This window comes from Arenibacter echinorum, from assembly GCF_003259375.1.
GTDB lineage: Bacteria > Bacteroidota > Bacteroidia > Flavobacteriales > Flavobacteriaceae > Arenibacter > Arenibacter echinorum.
This window is the reverse complement of the sequence record NZ_QLLN01000003.1, coordinates 718400-733850: the sequence shown is the minus strand read 5'-3', so window position 1 is coordinate 733850 and position 15451 is coordinate 718400. Positions and strand designations below refer to the sequence as shown.

Below are 15451 nucleotides of genomic sequence, written 5' to 3'. Positions count from 1 at the left end.
TAAGAAAAAGTGTTAAGATATTGTAAATTTTAGCGGTTTTAGGTCAAACTATTCTTTTAGAAAATCTATATCCCATAGGTTTGCACCTTATTAGTCAGATTAAAAATTAGAGATACTGAATTTTATGAGTAGAGTTAAGGAAAATGACAAGGTAAAAGTACATTACACTGGAAAATTAAAAACCGGACAAATTTTCGACAGTTCTTTGGAAAGAGAACCTATTGAAGTTACTTTGGGTCAAGGACAACTTATTCCTGGTTTTGAGAAGGAATTGGTGAATATGGTAGTCAATGAAAAGAAGACTATAAACATTCCTAAAGAGGAAGCCTACGGAGATATCATGGAAGAATTGTTTCATGAAATTAAGAGGTCAGAGCTTCCAGAGGATATTAAACCTGAGATTGGAATGACATTAATTGCTCAGAATCCGGACGGAACCGAGAACCAATTGCGAATTACCGATGTTAAGGAAGAAAGCATTGTTATAGATGCCAATCACGTTTTGGCAGGACAAGACCTTACCTTTGATTTGGAATTGGTAGAAATTCTATAAAGTTAATAGTAGGGCATTGGTCCTCTTTTTATGAGGTTATATGCTGTGGGTACAATTAGACCGTCTATTTTGGACGGTCTTTTGCTTTTTATATTAATTGAGTTTCCGGTCCTAAGGGATAATAATGTGATGGCATACATTTCATTCTTGCCTTTCGAGAAGGAAATGTTAGTGATTGCCGCTCAAAATAGAAAGAACAAGAGCTTTGGTCAAGGGCTTATTGGTAGCTTTGGACTTAACATCGTCAAATGTAAATCTGAAATCGCAACCCTTAAGATGGTTGCTGCAACCATAGGCTGTTTTGCCTTTCACGATCTTTCCATCTTTGCATTTGGGACAGTTTGGAGTATTGGTTTCTGGTTTTTTCTTTGGTTCTAGAATCAATCCATATTGCTCATCAAATCGTATTAGGCCTTCAACATCCTCAGCACCATTGTAGCTAAACCCCTTTAAATTTAAAGTACAACCTTTTTGAATTAATCTTGTAAATTGATTTTCAGATATTTTTTTATGGTGAAAGACAAAGGGGAGTAAAAAATCGCAACCATTTTTATATGCACTACATCCATAGGCCGACTTCCCCTTTATTAGCGTCCCATTTTTACATTTTGGGCAGGTTTCCTCGGTTATTCCTCCAGTATTGCTTTTAGTTTTTTGGGTTTCTTTTTTTTGGGTTTCTTGGGTATGGGAGATATTGGCACGTTTGGTCTCACTTCTTACTTCATATACCAATTCGTCTACCATTCTCTTCATGTTGGCAATAAACATGCCGGCACTGAACAAACCTTTTTCTATGTCCTTTAATTGTTTTTCCCATAACCCGGTCAATTCCGCCGATTTCAGCAATTCATTTTGTATCGTGTCAATCAGTTGAATACCAGTTGGGGTTGGCAGTACCAGCTTCTTTTTTCTTTCTATATACTTTCGCTTAAATAAGGTCTCTATAATATTGGCACGTGTAGAAGGTCTACCAATTCCGTTCTCCTTCATGAGTTCCCGCATTTCGTCGTCATCAACTTGTTTTCCGGCCGTCTCCATGGCTCTTAGCAAGGTAGCTTCCGTAAATTGCTTTGGCGGGTTGGTCTGCTTTTCCAAAAATGAAGGCTCGTGAGGACCTTTTTCACCTTTCATAAAATTAGGTAATATTCCAGTTTCCTTTTTTTCTTTGGTACTGGCAGTCTCAAAAACAATTCGCCACCCTTTTTTAAGGATTTCCTTCCCGGTTGTTTTAAAAGAGATGTTGGATGCCTTGCCTATTACCGTTGTGTTTGAGACGTCACAGTCATCGTAAAAAACAGCTATAAATCGTTTAACGATGCTATCGTAGACCTGCTGCTGGGCTGCGCCTAACTTTATTTCAACGCCAGTGGGAATGATCGCATGGTGATCCGTTACTTTTTTGTCATTGAAAACCTTTGTGGATTTCCTGATCTTTTTTAACAGTAGGGTAGAGGTCAACTGTTCGTATTGGGTTAGATTGCGAAGTATTCCTGCTACTTTAGGGTAAACGTCATTAGGTAAAAAAGTGGTATCCACCCTAGGATAGGTAACTACTTTTTGTTCATATAATTTTTGGACAATCTTAAGGGTGTCATCTGCCGTAAATCCAAACTTTGTGTTGCAATACACTTGTAGGCCTGTTAGATCGAACAACTTGGGAGCGTATTCCTTGCCTTTCTTTTTGGTAATGCTGACAATTTCGAATTCGTGTTCCTTTACTTCTTTGGCAAGAACTTCCCCGTCCTCCATTTTCAGGAAACGGCCCTCTTCATAATTAAAAACCGTATCCCTATAAAGGGTCTGTAATTCCCAATAGGGTTGGGGTATAAAGTTTTCTATTTCCTTAAACCTATTAACCACCATAGCCAGGGTTGGGGTTTGGACCCGCCCAACAGATAACATTTGTTTATATCCCCCGTGTTTCACGGTATAGAGACGGGTGGCATTCATTCCTAAAAGCCAATCCCCAATGGCACGGGAAAATCCGGCATAATATAGATTGTCGTAGTCATGGGAGGATCTTAATTTGGTAAACCCCTCCTTTATGGCCTCCGTGGTTAGGGATGAAATCCATAATCGCTGTACTTCGCCCTTATAATCGGCTTGATGAAGCACCCAACGTTGTATAAGCTCTCCTTCCTGTCCGGCATCACCACAGTTGATTACCACTTCCGCCTTGTCAAATAGACTTTTTACAATATTGAACTGTTTTTGGATTCCGGCATTATCCACCACTTTGGTTTTAAACTTTTCCGGGAGCATGGGTAAATTATTCAAGTCCCAACTTTTCCAATGAGGCCTATAATCGCTTGGTTCAAATAAAGTGCAGAGATGTCCAAAGGTAAAGGTAACTGCGTAACCATTTCCTTCAAAATACCCGTCGTGTTTTGTATTTGCCCCCAAAACTTGAGCAATTTCCCGAGCAACACTAGGTTTTTCCGCAATACAGACCTTCACTTTTTTATTGTTTTGAATGGGTGCAAATTACTTAATTTATACTGAACCCGCACATTCGAAGTGTAAGGTATTTTCTTCAACATTTATGTTGGGAATAATAACTAATTGGGTTTTGGGGGATATTAGGAAAAATCCATTAAGACAATCTAGATAGATAATATGTCAATGGAAAATGATACATTTAAGGGATATTGGATTTGAAATTCTTCTATTTGGATAACTATAATCAATAAAAATGAACATATGAAAAGTATAGTGTTGGTCATTACCGCTTTTTTGACACTGATTAGTTGTACTTCCCAGTCCTCCAAAAGTCTTTTTAATGGGAAGGATTTGGAGGGTTGGCATGTAGATGTACCGGAAATGGACAATAATCCCGAGGCCATAAATCCTTTTATTGTAAGGGATGGTATGTTGGTGAGTTTGGGAGAACCACAGGGCCATCTTATTACGGATGCCATTTATGAAGATTTTCGATTGGAAGTGGAATATCGTTTTGCTGGGAAACCTGGTAACTGTGGTGTGTTGGTATTTGCTTCCACCCCTAGATCCCTATATGAAATGTTTCCCAAATCTATAGAGGTTCAAATGATGCATGAAAATGCCGGAGATTTTTGGTGTATTGTACAGGATATCACGACCGATAATATGTTGGAAAGGCGGGGACCTAAAGAAGAATGGGGAATAACCGAAGGTAAATTGCGAAGAATAAAGAATCTAACCGATGGTTCCGAAAAACCATTGGGTGAATGGAATTCCATGACCATTGAGTGCCTTAAAAACTCCATAAAGGTATGGGTAAATGGTGATTTGGTAAATCATGGCTATAATGCTACTGTGAGCAGTGGAAATATTGCATTGCAGGCAGAGGGTTCCGAAGTGGAATTTCGAAAAGTTCTGCTTACACCTATAACGAAGCTCAGTGAAACAGCGCCCTGATTTACAAGGCCTTATTTAATCCTGCCGTGATTCTAATTTTAGTTTTGTTCTATTATAAAATTGCAGCTTTAAAAGGAATATACTTTTAACTTCCAGGTTTAGAATGCCCAGCTTTTATTTTGTACCTTATTAGTTATTAATATGTTACACTTAAAAAGCAAGAGCAATGAATTATGGATCCTTCTTCATTTATAGTCTTACGCTTTGTTTCTCAAGTGTACTTATTGCCCAAAACGATCATGTCATAAAACGGGAGCAGATGGTAAAGACACAGCTTCAAGCCCGGGGAATAAAAGACCCTTTAACCTTATTTTCAATGCTAAATGTACCTAGGCATGAATTTGTGCCTAAAAACTTGGAAGAGCATGCTTATAGGGATGGGGCACTCCCAATAGGCGGCGGTCAGACTATTTCCCAACCTTATATTGTAGCATTTATGACAGAAACATTGAAATTGAAATCGACCGATAGAGTTCTGGAAATTGGAACAGGATCGGGATACCAGGCGGCGGTACTTGGTAAAATTGTGGATTCTGTTTATACTATCGAAATAATAAAAGAATTGGCCATTTCTGCCAAGAGCAGATTGGAAAACTTGGGGTATGATAATATTACTGTAAAGTGGGGCGATGGGTATCATGGATGGCCAGAAAAAGCACCTTTTGACGCTATTATGGTCACGGCAGGAGCAGAGTCGATTCCCCAGCCTTTGATAAACCAACTAAAGGATGGCGGACATATGGTTATCCCTGTTGGGCCAAGTGACAATGTTACCTATTTGGTTAGTGTGTTTAAAAAGAAGGATAGAATAATAACCAAAGATATGTTTCCTGTTCGTTTCGTTCCTTTCACTAGAAATGAGTAGTATTTTGGGATAGTAATTATTAGAAGGACTATTCATTGGTATTTAAAAAAGATAATTCGTTTATGGGGGTTACTCTGCCCGGAATTAATTCCTTCAAATTAATATTCCCAATGCGGATCCGGACCAACCTTAAGGTAGGGAAACCTACAGCAGCAGTCATTTTACGCACCTGACGAAACTTGCCTTCGGTTATAGTGATACTTATCCATGAAGTAGGCCTATGCCGTCCTATTCTCAATTTTTTGTCCGGTTCCGGTAGGGCAGGGAGGGTAGATAGTCTTTGGACGAGGGTAGATTTAGTTATATATTTCCTGCCATGGAATCCAATTTCCACTCCATTCTGTAGAAATTCTATGGCTTCATTGGTTATTTCCCCATCCAACTGCACATAGTATTCCTTTTCAATTCCCGAGCGGTTAACAAGATCGCTGAGTTTCCCATCGGTAGTAAGCAGGAGCAATCCTTCGGATTTTTCATCCAGACGCCCAATGGGCATAATCCCATCCGGAAAATTATAAAGTTCACTTAAGAAGCGTTTGTTGCGTGATTCCTTAGCATCATTGGAGTGCAACTGACTTAACATTTCAAAAGGTTTGTAAACTTTAAAGTGAAGATGTCCAGATTCAGACATTGATATTAGGTGTTTTTAATTAAACGGCATTTAGGCCATTGTTTCAAAAAGACCCTTAGTAAACTCTTTATGGAGTTGGTCTGGCATGGAGGAGCTCCATACCTGTTGAAGATCGCGGCTTAAATCCGGTCCAATCCTTTTCATTGGAATTCTCTTGTAACTCCAAAAATTTTGAATAATCCTTCTGTTTCAGATGAATACCTAAAAAGGCCGTTAAAAAATGTTGGTTTACATTATTAATCTTTCTCTCGTCCCAACTTGGTTCGGCGTACCTATAGTATTCGTCAATATGGAGGCCAGGTGCCAAAGCTTCCACTGGGGGCGGATTAGGGGCTACATTGTGCCTGGCATTTTTATAGGTAAGTAAATATCTGTCAGCATTAACAGCCCCTATGAAGATGGCCTTAATTCCCTTTTCGTACCCTGAGATATCATCCTGGCTCCCTGCTATTAAAAATGTAGGTACCTTTAGCCCTTTTAAGCCTTCGGCATCCCAAATACCCCGCTCCATGCCCCATGGAGCAAAGGCTACAACCGCTTTTATTCTAGGGTCTGCCTTAGGAAAGTCAGGATTGCTCATGGCAAGGTCGACTATTGCTTTGCTACCGCCGGACATGCCTGAAAAGAATCCTACAAGGCCGTCACTATATCCAGCTCCTGCTACATTCAAAACACCGTAACCTCCCATCGAATATCCTATGATGCCTATGTTTTCAGAATCGACCAAGCCCTCTAAAAAGTTTTTATCCCCAGCTCTGCCCAAGTTTACCGTTTGGTTTAGTACGAAGGAAATATCCTTGGCGCGGTTCACCAAAGTACTTGGAAAGGGTGATGCATCCTTAAAAGTAGAATCCGTATGGTCTATAGCCACCACCACGTATCCTTTGGAAGCCAAATTTTCAGTGAGATAGGTCATAAGATATCTAGAACCAACATACCCGTGTGACACTACTAAAAGGGGAAAAGAACCATTTGTTGTTAATGGGGCGGCATCGCGGAAGGCTCTACCTTTAAAAGTAAAGGGAGTCAACGGTCTTAAAGAATCATGGGCGGTTCCCATTACCTCATTGTAAATAACAGTTTCTTGTGCTCCCGTGGCCAACTGTGCTGGATACCAAACTTCAACTTTCAAAGGTCGATCATAAATAGGGTCTATCCCATTTTTTGAATTTAAAACATCTGCCTGCCCCTTATTCACAAAATCCAAAGTGCGTACGCCAACGGCATAGCTTCCACGCGCAGATAACTCGGGTGCGTCCGGAAGCACATCGCCATAAACAAAGGACCCGGTTTGGGCATTTAATGCAAGGTTGGAAATTAGAAAACAAAATATTATCTGGAGATGGGTAAAACGGTTTAAAAGTGGCATGATTTTGAGTTTTGGTTTAGTTTAAAAATACAACAATTAATTGCAATAATTAATTCTATCGGGGTTTTTGGAAAAATAAATTAGACTGTTTTGAACAATTTCATGTTAGGGGCTTAGCCTTTGTCCCTTTATCATTATTTTTAAAAAATAAAACCACCTTGGTCTGTATTTTAAGGCTGCAGTTGAAAATAATATCATTGGTGTCCAGGAGCCACCAATGGCCAATGGAGAAATAATAAAAAACAGGCCAACAGCAACAAATCATGGAAGAAACTGAAAAACAATTAAAGAGATTTGGTGTTAGGCCAACGGCCATGCGTATTTTGGTGCATCGGTTTATGGTTTCCCAGAATTCGGCCGTAAGCCTGAGTGTTGTGGAGGGGAATTTTGAAAAATCCGATAGAACTACCTTATATAGGACTTTAAAGACTTTTGAGGAAAAATGTATTGTCCATCAAATAGATGATGGCACAGGAATTCCCAAATACGCGCTCTGCGATCATGATAAAGGCTTGGCAAAACATTCGGACCTGCATTTGCACTTTCATTGTACTAAATGCAATAGGACTACCTGCTTAACGCAGCATAGAATACCACAAATTAATCTCCCGGACAAATTTATCCCTGAAGATGTGAATATGCTGGTAAAGGGAATTTGTGAGCACTGTAACCAATAAATGCACATACATTGCACTGGTAATAGGGTTAATTTTGCTTACAAATTATATTTATGGAACAGCAGCATGATCATAAAGATCACAATCACAATCATGACCATGGAGGAATTTTTGGCAAAAAAACGGAACTCTATTTCGCCATTTTATGTGGTGTGTTCTTTTTAATGGGATTGATTTTGGCAAGTTTAATGAAGGCAGCCCCATTGGTATCTCTGATCTGCTATATCTCGGCCTATTTTTTCGGAGGATATTTTACCCTGATCGAGGCGATAGACAAGATTAGGAAGGGGGAATTTGAAATAGATTTCCTGATGATAGTGGCCGCAATAGGAGCTGCCTATATAGATAGATGGGGAGAAGGTGCTCTATTATTGTTTTTATTTAGTTTAGGACATTCGTTGGAGCATTATGCAATGAACAAGGCCACAAAATCCATTAAGGCCCTGGGTGAACTTTCTCCAAAGACAGCATTGTTAAAAAATGGCGGGGATTTCAAGGAAGTTCCAGTTGAGGAATTAAAGGTGAACGATATTATTGTGGTAAAACCAAATACCAAAATATCGGCAGATGGGGTTATTATAAAGGGGAGTAGTAGTATTGATCAGTCACCTATAACTGGAGAAAGTATCCCGGTGGACAAAACGGCGATTCAGGAGCTTACCAATCTGCCCAAATTTGAGCAATTGGACCCGTCCCATGTAGTCTTTACGGGTACTATAAATGGGGATGCAATGTTGGAGGTCCAAGTATTAAAATTAAATGTAGATGCAACAATTTCGCGTTTGGTGCAAATGATAAACGAGGTGGAAACCAAAAAATCGCCCACACAGCTAACTACAAAGAAATTCGAAAAATGGTTTGTACCCACAGTAATAGTTTTGGTAGTAGGCCTATGTTTTCTCCACTTGTTTATAGATGAGACCGTTCATGAAAGCCTATACAGGGCCATAAGTGTTTTGGTAGCGTCCAGCCCTTGTGCCTTGGCTATTTCAACACCTAGTGCAGTAATAAGTGCCATAGCCAGGGCTGCCAAAAAAGGTGTGCTTATTAAGGGCGGGCGGGCCCTTGAAGATCTAGGCAGCCTTACTACCATTGCTTTTGACAAAACAGGCACCCTGACCGAAGGAAAACCGAGGTTGACCAATGTACTTCCTTTAAATGGATTTGATGAAAAGGAGTTTATGGAATTGGTCCTGGACGTTGAAAGCTTAAGCGACCATCCCTTGGCAAGGTCGATTACTAAAGATCTTAAGGACGAATATAAGATTGAAAACAATAATCGTTCCTCCAATATGGAGTCCATTCAAGGCAAGGGAGTAATGGCGCACTATAATGGTGGCCAAATTTATATCGGCAATGAACAACTCATGAAGGACGAGGGTGTCGTAATTTCAAGGGAAGTCCAAGACCAAATTGACCAATTGCAGAAAGATGGACAGACTATTATGATTGTAGGCTATAAACAAAAGACGATCGGATTGTTAAGTGTTATGGACTTGCCCAGAAAAACAGCCGCTACCACCTTGCAGCGCCTAAAGGATATTGGTATAAAACATATGGTTATGCTTACCGGGGACCATCAAGATGTGGGCGACTCCATTGCCAAGCAAATTGGACTTACCGAGGCAAAGGGGAATTTACTTCCCGAAGATAAGGTCAAGGCTATTGGGGAATATGTGAAAAAGGGGATTAAAATAGCTATGGTAGGGGACGGTGTAAACGATGCCCCGGCCATGGCGAGCAGCACTGTTGGTATAGCCATGGGAGCTGCCGGGAGCGATGTAGCTTTGGAAACTGCGGATGTAGCCTTAATGTCGGACAAGATAGAGAGTCTTCCCTTTGTGATCGGCCTGAGCAGAAAATCCAAAGCTATTATTAAACAGAACCTCTGGGTAAGCATGGGGATTGTAGCATTTTTAATTCCAGCAACGTTATTCGGATTTGCCAACATAGGTGTTGCCGTGGCCATTCATGAGGGTTCTACGATTTTGGTAGTAATCAATGCACTGAGACTGCTGCGTTATCATCTTGATTAAGGCTAGCACATAGTGTTAATTCATTTGGAGAGTTGAAAAACAAACGGCTGCCATGGATAGACCCTGGCAGCCGTTTAACTAATATGAAACCAACTCTTCATCAACACCAAATTTATGGGAAGTTGAAATGGTTGGATTCTTATTTAAATCCTATTTTGATCAGGCCTTTGTGGCTAATGTTTATGGCTTCCAAAGGTGTCATATCAAAAGTTTTATCTTGCTCTACCATATAATATTTCATCCCGGATAGCTTTTTATTGGCAAGGATTGCAGAAAAATTTATTTGCCCGTTACCCACGGGGGCAAATCTTCCCTGCTCGTCCATATCCTTCACATGCCACATAATAAATCGACCTGGATACTTTGTAAAATAGGCAACAGGGTCTTGATCTGCTTTGGTCACCCAATAAAGATCCATTTGAAAATTTACATATTTTGGATCGGTATTATCCAATAAATAATCAAGGGTTACTACGCCATCTTCCCCTTTCTTTAATTCAAAATCGTGATTGTGGTATAGTAGTTTCAATCCCGCTTTTTGGCATTTTTCTCCAAGGGTGCTCAAGACTGTAGCCAGTTGTTTATAGTCGTCCCTTAATCCCATGGGTGGTACCGGAATTACAAAGTATTTGAAACCGGCCGCTTTCACGTCAGCGATCATGGTGTCTGCATTCTCCAATGTAACTCCGCCCTGATGTGTGCTTATAGGGGTTAATCCTACTTCTTTTAATAGCTTATTAAAATCTTTAGGTGCCATATTATAAAACTTGCCATCCTTATACCCTGCGGCTTCAATATTTTTGTAACCTGCTTGGGCAACTGCCATCAATGTGGCTTTGGCATTAGTCTCCATATCGTCCCTTACAGTGTAGAGAGCCAGTCCACCAACTTTTTGTTGGGCATGGCCAATAAACATGCCGACCATTAGTAGGGGTAGAATCAATTTTTTCAATACAGGGGAAGACAATAACTTTTTCATAATATTTGTAAATAATGTTTTTCTAAAAGTAATACATGTTTTTATAAATATGCCAGAATTAATTTGATAATATATTTCAAATAAACAATGATATAACAACTGTCATATTGAAATGGGATAATCTTGAGCAAAAAAAATTAATGATTTTTAAAATCCAATAATCTATTTGTAATCCAGCTTTTTATACCATTATGTTGGCGTTTAGGTATTTAGATGGGCAAAAATTAGTATTTGGTTTAAATGTAGGCCATATGAAATATATTTTTAGGTTAATCTAAAAATTAATAATTATCTTTATATAAATTATAAAATATAGATTGATATGGGCCTCCACCAACATGGTAAATTTACTGGTACCGATAAGGAGGCTAAAAATATATTTACAACAATCCAATGAATACCTACAATCCTATAACTGCTCTAGCAGTGTTTTTTGCACTTTCCATTTTGGCATACTTACTATTCAGGCCAAATAAGGGATGGTTTTGGCTGATTAGAAATAATTCGGTTTCGAATGATAAAATTGTCGTGGAGGATGTTTTAAAATTGTTATATCATAATGAAAATGGGGATAAGCATCTCAATATCAATGATATTATTAGGACCTTAAAATACAATGACAGGCTCATACTGGAATGTATCAATAAAATGTCCGACCATGAGCTGATAGGTATAAAAGGAGATAGTGTAAAACTTACAAAATCTGGAAGTGATTATGCCTTACGTATTGTTAGGGCCCACAGGCTTTGGGAGAAATTTTTGGCCGAAAAGACTGGGTTCAAGGAAGCGGAATGGCACGAGAGGGCGGAAAGAATGGAACATGAACTCTCCAAGGTGGATACAGATATCCTGGCTTCCCAGCTAGGCAATCCTCAATTTGACCCTCATGGAGATCCTATACCAACAAATACTGGAAAGATTGCCAAGGTTAAGGGAATTCCAGTTTCAGAGCTTCCTATTGGAACAATTGGAAGAATTGTCCACATCAAGGATAAGCCAGAAATAATTTACAAACAGATTTTGGCAGAAAATATCCATATTGGATCTGTGATACGGATAATGGAAAAGACGTCTGCCCGAATTGAATTTCATTCTGAGGGGGAGGCATTTGTATTGGCTCCCATAATGGCGGGTAATATTACCGTATCAGTTTTGGAAAAGGACGTGGTATTTGAAGAAAATTTAGCCAGGTTGTCCATTTTAAAGGAAAATGAAACCGCTAAAATTATAGGAATATCCAAGGAAATTAGGGGAGATAGTCGGAGAAGGTTGCTCGATTTGGGCTTTGTGAAAGGAGCTGAGGTAAAAATAGATCTTCTGAATCCACTGGGCGATCCCAAAGCCTTTTTAATTAAAGGAACTAGTATTGCCCTACGGCAAAATCAAGCATCAAAAATTCTAATACAAAAAGATTAAATCATGGAAGTTAAACCTAAAAGCGCATGTGATACCTGTGCCCAGTTCAATGCGGACGGATTGAAAAAATTAGGGGTAAATACCTCCAATTTTGATTATGTAGTTGCCTTAGCGGGCAATCCGAATACTGGAAAAAGCACTGTTTTTAACGCCATGACCGGTTTGCGCCAACATACTGGAAATTGGCCGGGCAAAACGGTTACCAGGGCGGAAGGCGCTTTTGAGTACAATGGAGAGAAATTTAAGCTGGTTGACTTGCCAGGAACCTATTCTTTGCTCTCTACCTCGGAAGATGAGGAAGTTGCCAGGAATTTTATACTTTTTGGGAAACCCTCGGTGACAGTAATCGTAGTGGATGCAAGTAGGCTGGAAAGAAATCTAAATTTGGTATTACAGATTTTGGAAATTACCAACAACGCGGTCCTCTGTTTAAACTTAATGGATGAGGCCGAAAGAAATAATTTGGAAATAGATACCCGTACTCTGGCCAGGGATTTAGGTATTCCTGTGGTTCCCACCAGCGCTAGATATAATAGGGGAATTCCGGAATTGATACAGACCGTTAGTGAACTGGCCAATGGTAAAATTGTTTGCAAGCCCCATCGCATAAAAAACATACCAAAAAATATAGAGCAGGCCCTGGAAAAATTAAGCGCTGAAATAAAAGAAGTCTATCCTGATATACCCAATAGTAGGTGGATAGCATTGCGCTTGCTGGAAGGGGACAGAAATATTATTGAGACCCTTAAAACGGGTGAATTCGTTTAATTATAGCTTAATGAACACTAACAAAATAGATCATATTATTTCCCTCTCCAATGACCTTCGTTGGCAAATTGGCGATGAATTCCATGATAATCTGGCGGAAGGAATCTATGCTGACGCCGCAGAGATAGTAAAGGACTCTGTACATAAAAAGGACGAAAAAGGGGCATTCAGGGTAGACGCCAAAATAGATAAGATCATTACAAGCAAGGTATGGGGTTTCCCACTTATGTTTTTGATTTTAGCAGTAGTGCTTTGGCTGACGATCGTTGGGGCCAATTATCCGTCATCCATTTTGTCCGGATTGCTCTTGGATACGTTGCATCCGGCCTTAAAAGGATTCGCCTCTACCATTGGAATGCCATGGTGGTTGGACGGTTTTTTAATTGATGGGGTATATTTGGCGGTGGCTTGGGTCATCGCCGTAATGTTACCGCCAATGGCCATTTTCTTTCCATTATTTACATTATTGGAAGATTTTGGGTATTTACCTAGAGTAGCCTTTAATTTGGATCATTTGTTTAAATTATCCGGGGCGCACGGTAAACAAGCCTTGACCATGAGCATGGGCTTTGGTTGCAACGCCGCAGGTATTGTTGCTACGCGTATCATAGACAGTCCTAGGGAAAGATTGATTGCCATTATCACCAATAACTTTTCGCTTTGTAATGGACGTTGGCCTACACAGATTCTGATAGCCACTATATTTGTAGGAGCCCTAGTGCCTGCTTCTTATTCAGGAATTATGTCATTGGTGGCCGTTATAGGAATAGCTGTGTTGGGCATGGTGTTTATGTTTTTGGTTTCATGGGGGCTTTCCAAAACGGTGTTGAAAGGAGAAGTATCTACCTTTAACTTGGAATTACCACCCTACCGTCCTCCGCGATTCTGGAAAACCATCTATACGTCCATAATAGATAGGACTTTGATAGTGCTATGGCGTGCAATTGTTTTTGCTGCTCCCGCAGGAGCCGTAATTTGGCTTATTTCAAATATTTATATTGGGGATGCCAGTGTGGCCGCATGGTTGATAGATTCCTTGGATGGCTTTGGTTTCCTTTTGGGCCTTAACGGTGTTATTTTGGTGGCTTATATTGTGGCTATTCCGGCCAATGAAATTGTGATCCCCACTATTTTGATGTTGACCGTTCTAGTTACAGGAATTTCCGCAGGCGCAGGCGCAGGTGTTATGTTCGAATTGGATTCCGTAACGGCAACTGGGGATATTCTAAGAGCAGGGGGGTGGACATTGTTGACTGCCATTAACCTTATGTTGTTCAGTCTGTTGCACAATCCCTGTAGCACCACTATTTATACTATTTATAAGGAGACAAAAAGTGTTAAATGGACTCTTGTAGCCTCAATATTGCCTGTTATTATGGGATTTGTGGTGACTTTTTTGGTGGCACAGATTTGGAGACTGGGATCATAAACATGGCAATCCCAGAATAAATCTATATCCAGAGAGCTGAGGTAGGGATATAAAACAAAAATATATATACTTGGATAATAATGATATTAGGCTAAAACGAGCTAGGCAATCACTTCTGTAACTAGATTAAAATCACTAACTTGTATAAAATTTTACTGTTATGCCTATTTACATGGATCGTCACGAAATTCCTGAGGAGATCACCGCGGCGCATGTGGCACAAATGCACCGGGAGGATTTAAAAATTGAGCATCTTTACGGATGTAAGGGTATGACCTACTGGTGCGATGAAAAAAGGAGAACGGCCTTTTGTCTAATTCAGGCCCCCAATAAAAAGGCTATTCAGGACATGCACAATCATGCGCATGGAGAAGTTCCCCATAGAATTATTGAAGTGGAGAGTTCAATAGTTGAGTCCTTCTTGGGTAGAATAGAAGATCCCGAAAAATCACAAAAGACAGAATTAAATATTATTAACGACCCGGCTTTTAGAACCATAATGGTCATTGGTTTAAGAAAAGTATCTTTTTTGGGGGTTGATCCCAAACTGATGGACAGAGAATTCCACATTTATAACAAATCCATTTTACAATCCATAGAGAAATTTTTGGGGCGGATTGTAAGGCAGAAATCAGGTTATTTTTTGTTATCCTTTAATTCGGTAACCAACGCTGTACTTTGTGCTCAAGAGATCCATTCCAACATCAACGACACTTCCAAGGGGTTTAATTGGGATTATAAATTGAATATAGGGCTGCATGCCGGTGTTCCCGTAACCGAGAAGGATGGTATTTTTGAAGATACTATAAAAATGGCAGAACGGTTTTGTGAAATGGTTCATGGAAAAATTGTTATATCCCCTGAAGTTAGGGAATTGTATGAGAGTGAAAATATGAACGTTAAATTGAACCATAAGAATATAAAAACTCTTAGTGTTGGAGAGGAGAAATTTGTAAACCTATTAATGGATTACACCGAGAAGGAATGGACCAATGCTGCATTTAACTCCAATGATTTTAGCAAAAATCTGGGATTCAGTAAATCCCAGTTATACAGAAAAATGATAGGTCTTACCGGGAAGTCGCCCAATAATTTCATCAAGGATTACCGATTGGAAAAAGCCTTGCAATTATTGGATAAAAAAGCGAATAATATTTCTGAAATTGCTTTTGGAACGGGATTTAATAGTCCGGCCTATTTCTCAAAATGTTTTATGGATAATTTTGGAATACTTCCATCCAAATATATCCAAAATTATGCTGTATAAGCTATATAGTGTAATTGTACCCATGCTTGAATTTTGTGATTATTTGAATTAAATGTAGAGGTCAT

At 39.6% G+C, this 15451-nt stretch carries 11 protein-coding genes and 1 pseudogene; 8 read left to right on the top strand and 4 right to left on the bottom strand.

Annotated elements, in window-relative coordinates; translation table 11 throughout:
• Positions 1-124 precede the first annotated feature (124 nt).
• Positions 125-553 (top strand): FKBP-type peptidyl-prolyl cis-trans isomerase, encoded by a 429-nt coding sequence (locus LV92_RS10315; RefSeq protein WP_111623544.1) that lies wholly within the window; start codon positions 125-127, stop codon positions 551-553.
• A gap of 168 nt (positions 554-721) precedes the next feature.
• Here the strand turns inward: LV92_RS10315 and LV92_RS10310 are convergent, their stop codons facing one another.
• The gene (locus LV92_RS10310) at positions 722-3010 is read right to left on the bottom strand and encodes a DNA topoisomerase 3 (RefSeq protein WP_111623543.1); all 2289 of its coding nucleotides are present in this window, start codon (positions 3008-3010) and stop codon (positions 722-724) included.
• A 243-nt stretch (positions 3011-3253) separates the two neighbouring features.
• Between LV92_RS10310 and LV92_RS10305 the strand changes: the two genes are divergently transcribed.
• Both LV92_RS10305 and LV92_RS10300 read left to right on the top strand, forming a co-directional pair.
• On the top strand, positions 3254-3949 hold the full coding sequence (locus LV92_RS10305; protein WP_111623542.1) for a 3-keto-disaccharide hydrolase: 696 nt from the start codon (positions 3254-3256) through the stop codon (positions 3947-3949).
• Positions 3950-4115: 166 nt separating this feature from the next.
• The gene (locus tag LV92_RS10300; protein WP_111623541.1) at positions 4116-4814 is read left to right on the top strand and encodes a protein-L-isoaspartate(D-aspartate) O-methyltransferase; all 699 of its coding nucleotides are present in this window, start codon (positions 4116-4118) and stop codon (positions 4812-4814) included.
• A gap of 28 nt (positions 4815-4842) precedes the next feature.
• Here the strand turns inward: LV92_RS10300 and LV92_RS10295 are convergent, their stop codons facing one another.
• Both LV92_RS10295 and LV92_RS10290 read right to left on the bottom strand, forming a co-directional pair.
• Entirely contained in the window at positions 4843-5445 is a 603-nt protein-coding gene (locus LV92_RS10295) for a pseudouridine synthase (RefSeq protein ID WP_111623540.1), read from the bottom strand.
• A gap of 67 nt (positions 5446-5512) precedes the next feature.
• Positions 5513-6814: an alpha/beta hydrolase family protein gene (locus LV92_RS10290; protein WP_111623539.1), complete on the bottom strand. Its 1302-nt coding sequence runs from the start codon at positions 6812-6814 to the stop codon at positions 5513-5515.
• Positions 6815-7077: 263 nt separating this feature from the next.
• Here LV92_RS10290 and LV92_RS10285 point away from each other — a divergent pair, with 263 nt between their 5' ends.
• Complete coding sequence (locus LV92_RS10285) at positions 7078-7491, top strand: Fur family transcriptional regulator (protein WP_111623538.1); 414 nt, start codon at positions 7078-7080, stop codon at positions 7489-7491.
• A 53-nt stretch (positions 7492-7544) separates the two neighbouring features.
• Positions 7545-9527, top strand: a complete 1983-nt coding sequence (locus tag LV92_RS10280) for a heavy metal translocating P-type ATPase (protein WP_111623537.1) — start codon at positions 7545-7547, stop codon at positions 9525-9527.
• A gap of 139 nt (positions 9528-9666) precedes the next feature.
• Here LV92_RS10280 and LV92_RS10275 read toward each other — a convergent pair whose 3' ends face one another.
• A complete protein-coding gene (locus LV92_RS10275; RefSeq protein WP_111623536.1) occupies positions 9667-10506 on the bottom strand; it encodes a sugar phosphate isomerase/epimerase family protein in 840 nt (279 codons plus the stop codon).
• Positions 10507-10899: 393 nt separating this feature from the next.
• Here LV92_RS10275 and LV92_RS10270 point away from each other — a divergent pair, with 393 nt between their 5' ends.
• The 3 genes and pseudogenes from LV92_RS10270 to LV92_RS10260 all read left to right on the top strand — a co-directional run bounded on the left by LV92_RS10270 (position 10900) and on the right by LV92_RS10260 (position 15386).
• A complete protein-coding gene (locus tag LV92_RS10270; RefSeq protein ID WP_111623535.1) occupies positions 10900-11922 on the top strand; it encodes a metal-dependent transcriptional regulator in 1023 nt (340 codons plus the stop codon).
• A 3-nt stretch (positions 11923-11925) separates the two neighbouring features.
• Positions 11926-14119 (top strand): annotated as a pseudogene (feoB, locus tag LV92_RS10265) (ferrous iron transport protein B).
• A 160-nt stretch (positions 14120-14279) separates the two neighbouring features.
• Positions 14280-15386, top strand: a complete 1107-nt coding sequence (locus LV92_RS10260; protein ID WP_111623534.1) for a nickel-binding protein — start codon at positions 14280-14282, stop codon at positions 15384-15386.
• Positions 15387-15451 lie beyond the last annotated feature (65 nt).

Bases quoted from the DNA above. Each gene is read 5' to 3' on its own strand.
- LV92_RS10260 (WP_111623534.1), top strand. From the start codon at position 14,280: ATGCCTATTTACATGGATCGTCACGAAATTCCTGAGGAGATCACCGCG.
- LV92_RS10305 (WP_111623542.1), top strand. From the start codon at position 3,254: ATGAAAAGTATAGTGTTGGTCATTACCGCTTTTTTGACACTGATTAGT.
- LV92_RS10300 (WP_111623541.1), top strand. From the start codon at position 4,116: ATGAATTATGGATCCTTCTTCATTTATAGTCTTACGCTTTGTTTCTCA.
- LV92_RS10315 (WP_111623544.1), top strand. From the start codon at position 125: ATGAGTAGAGTTAAGGAAAATGACAAGGTAAAAGTACATTACACTGGA.
- LV92_RS10290 (WP_111623539.1), bottom strand. From the start codon at position 6,814: ATGCCACTTTTAAACCGTTTTACCCATCTCCAGATAATATTTTGTTTT.
- LV92_RS10285 (WP_111623538.1), top strand. From the start codon at position 7,078: ATGGAAGAAACTGAAAAACAATTAAAGAGATTTGGTGTTAGGCCAACG.
- LV92_RS10270 (WP_111623535.1), top strand. From the start codon at position 10,900: ATGAATACCTACAATCCTATAACTGCTCTAGCAGTGTTTTTTGCACTT.
- LV92_RS10295 (WP_111623540.1), bottom strand. From the start codon at position 5,445: ATGTCTGAATCTGGACATCTTCACTTTAAAGTTTACAAACCTTTTGAA.
- LV92_RS10275 (WP_111623536.1), bottom strand. From the start codon at position 10,506: ATGAAAAAGTTATTGTCTTCCCCTGTATTGAAAAAATTGATTCTACCC.
- LV92_RS10280 (WP_111623537.1), top strand. From the start codon at position 7,545: ATGGAACAGCAGCATGATCATAAAGATCACAATCACAATCATGACCAT.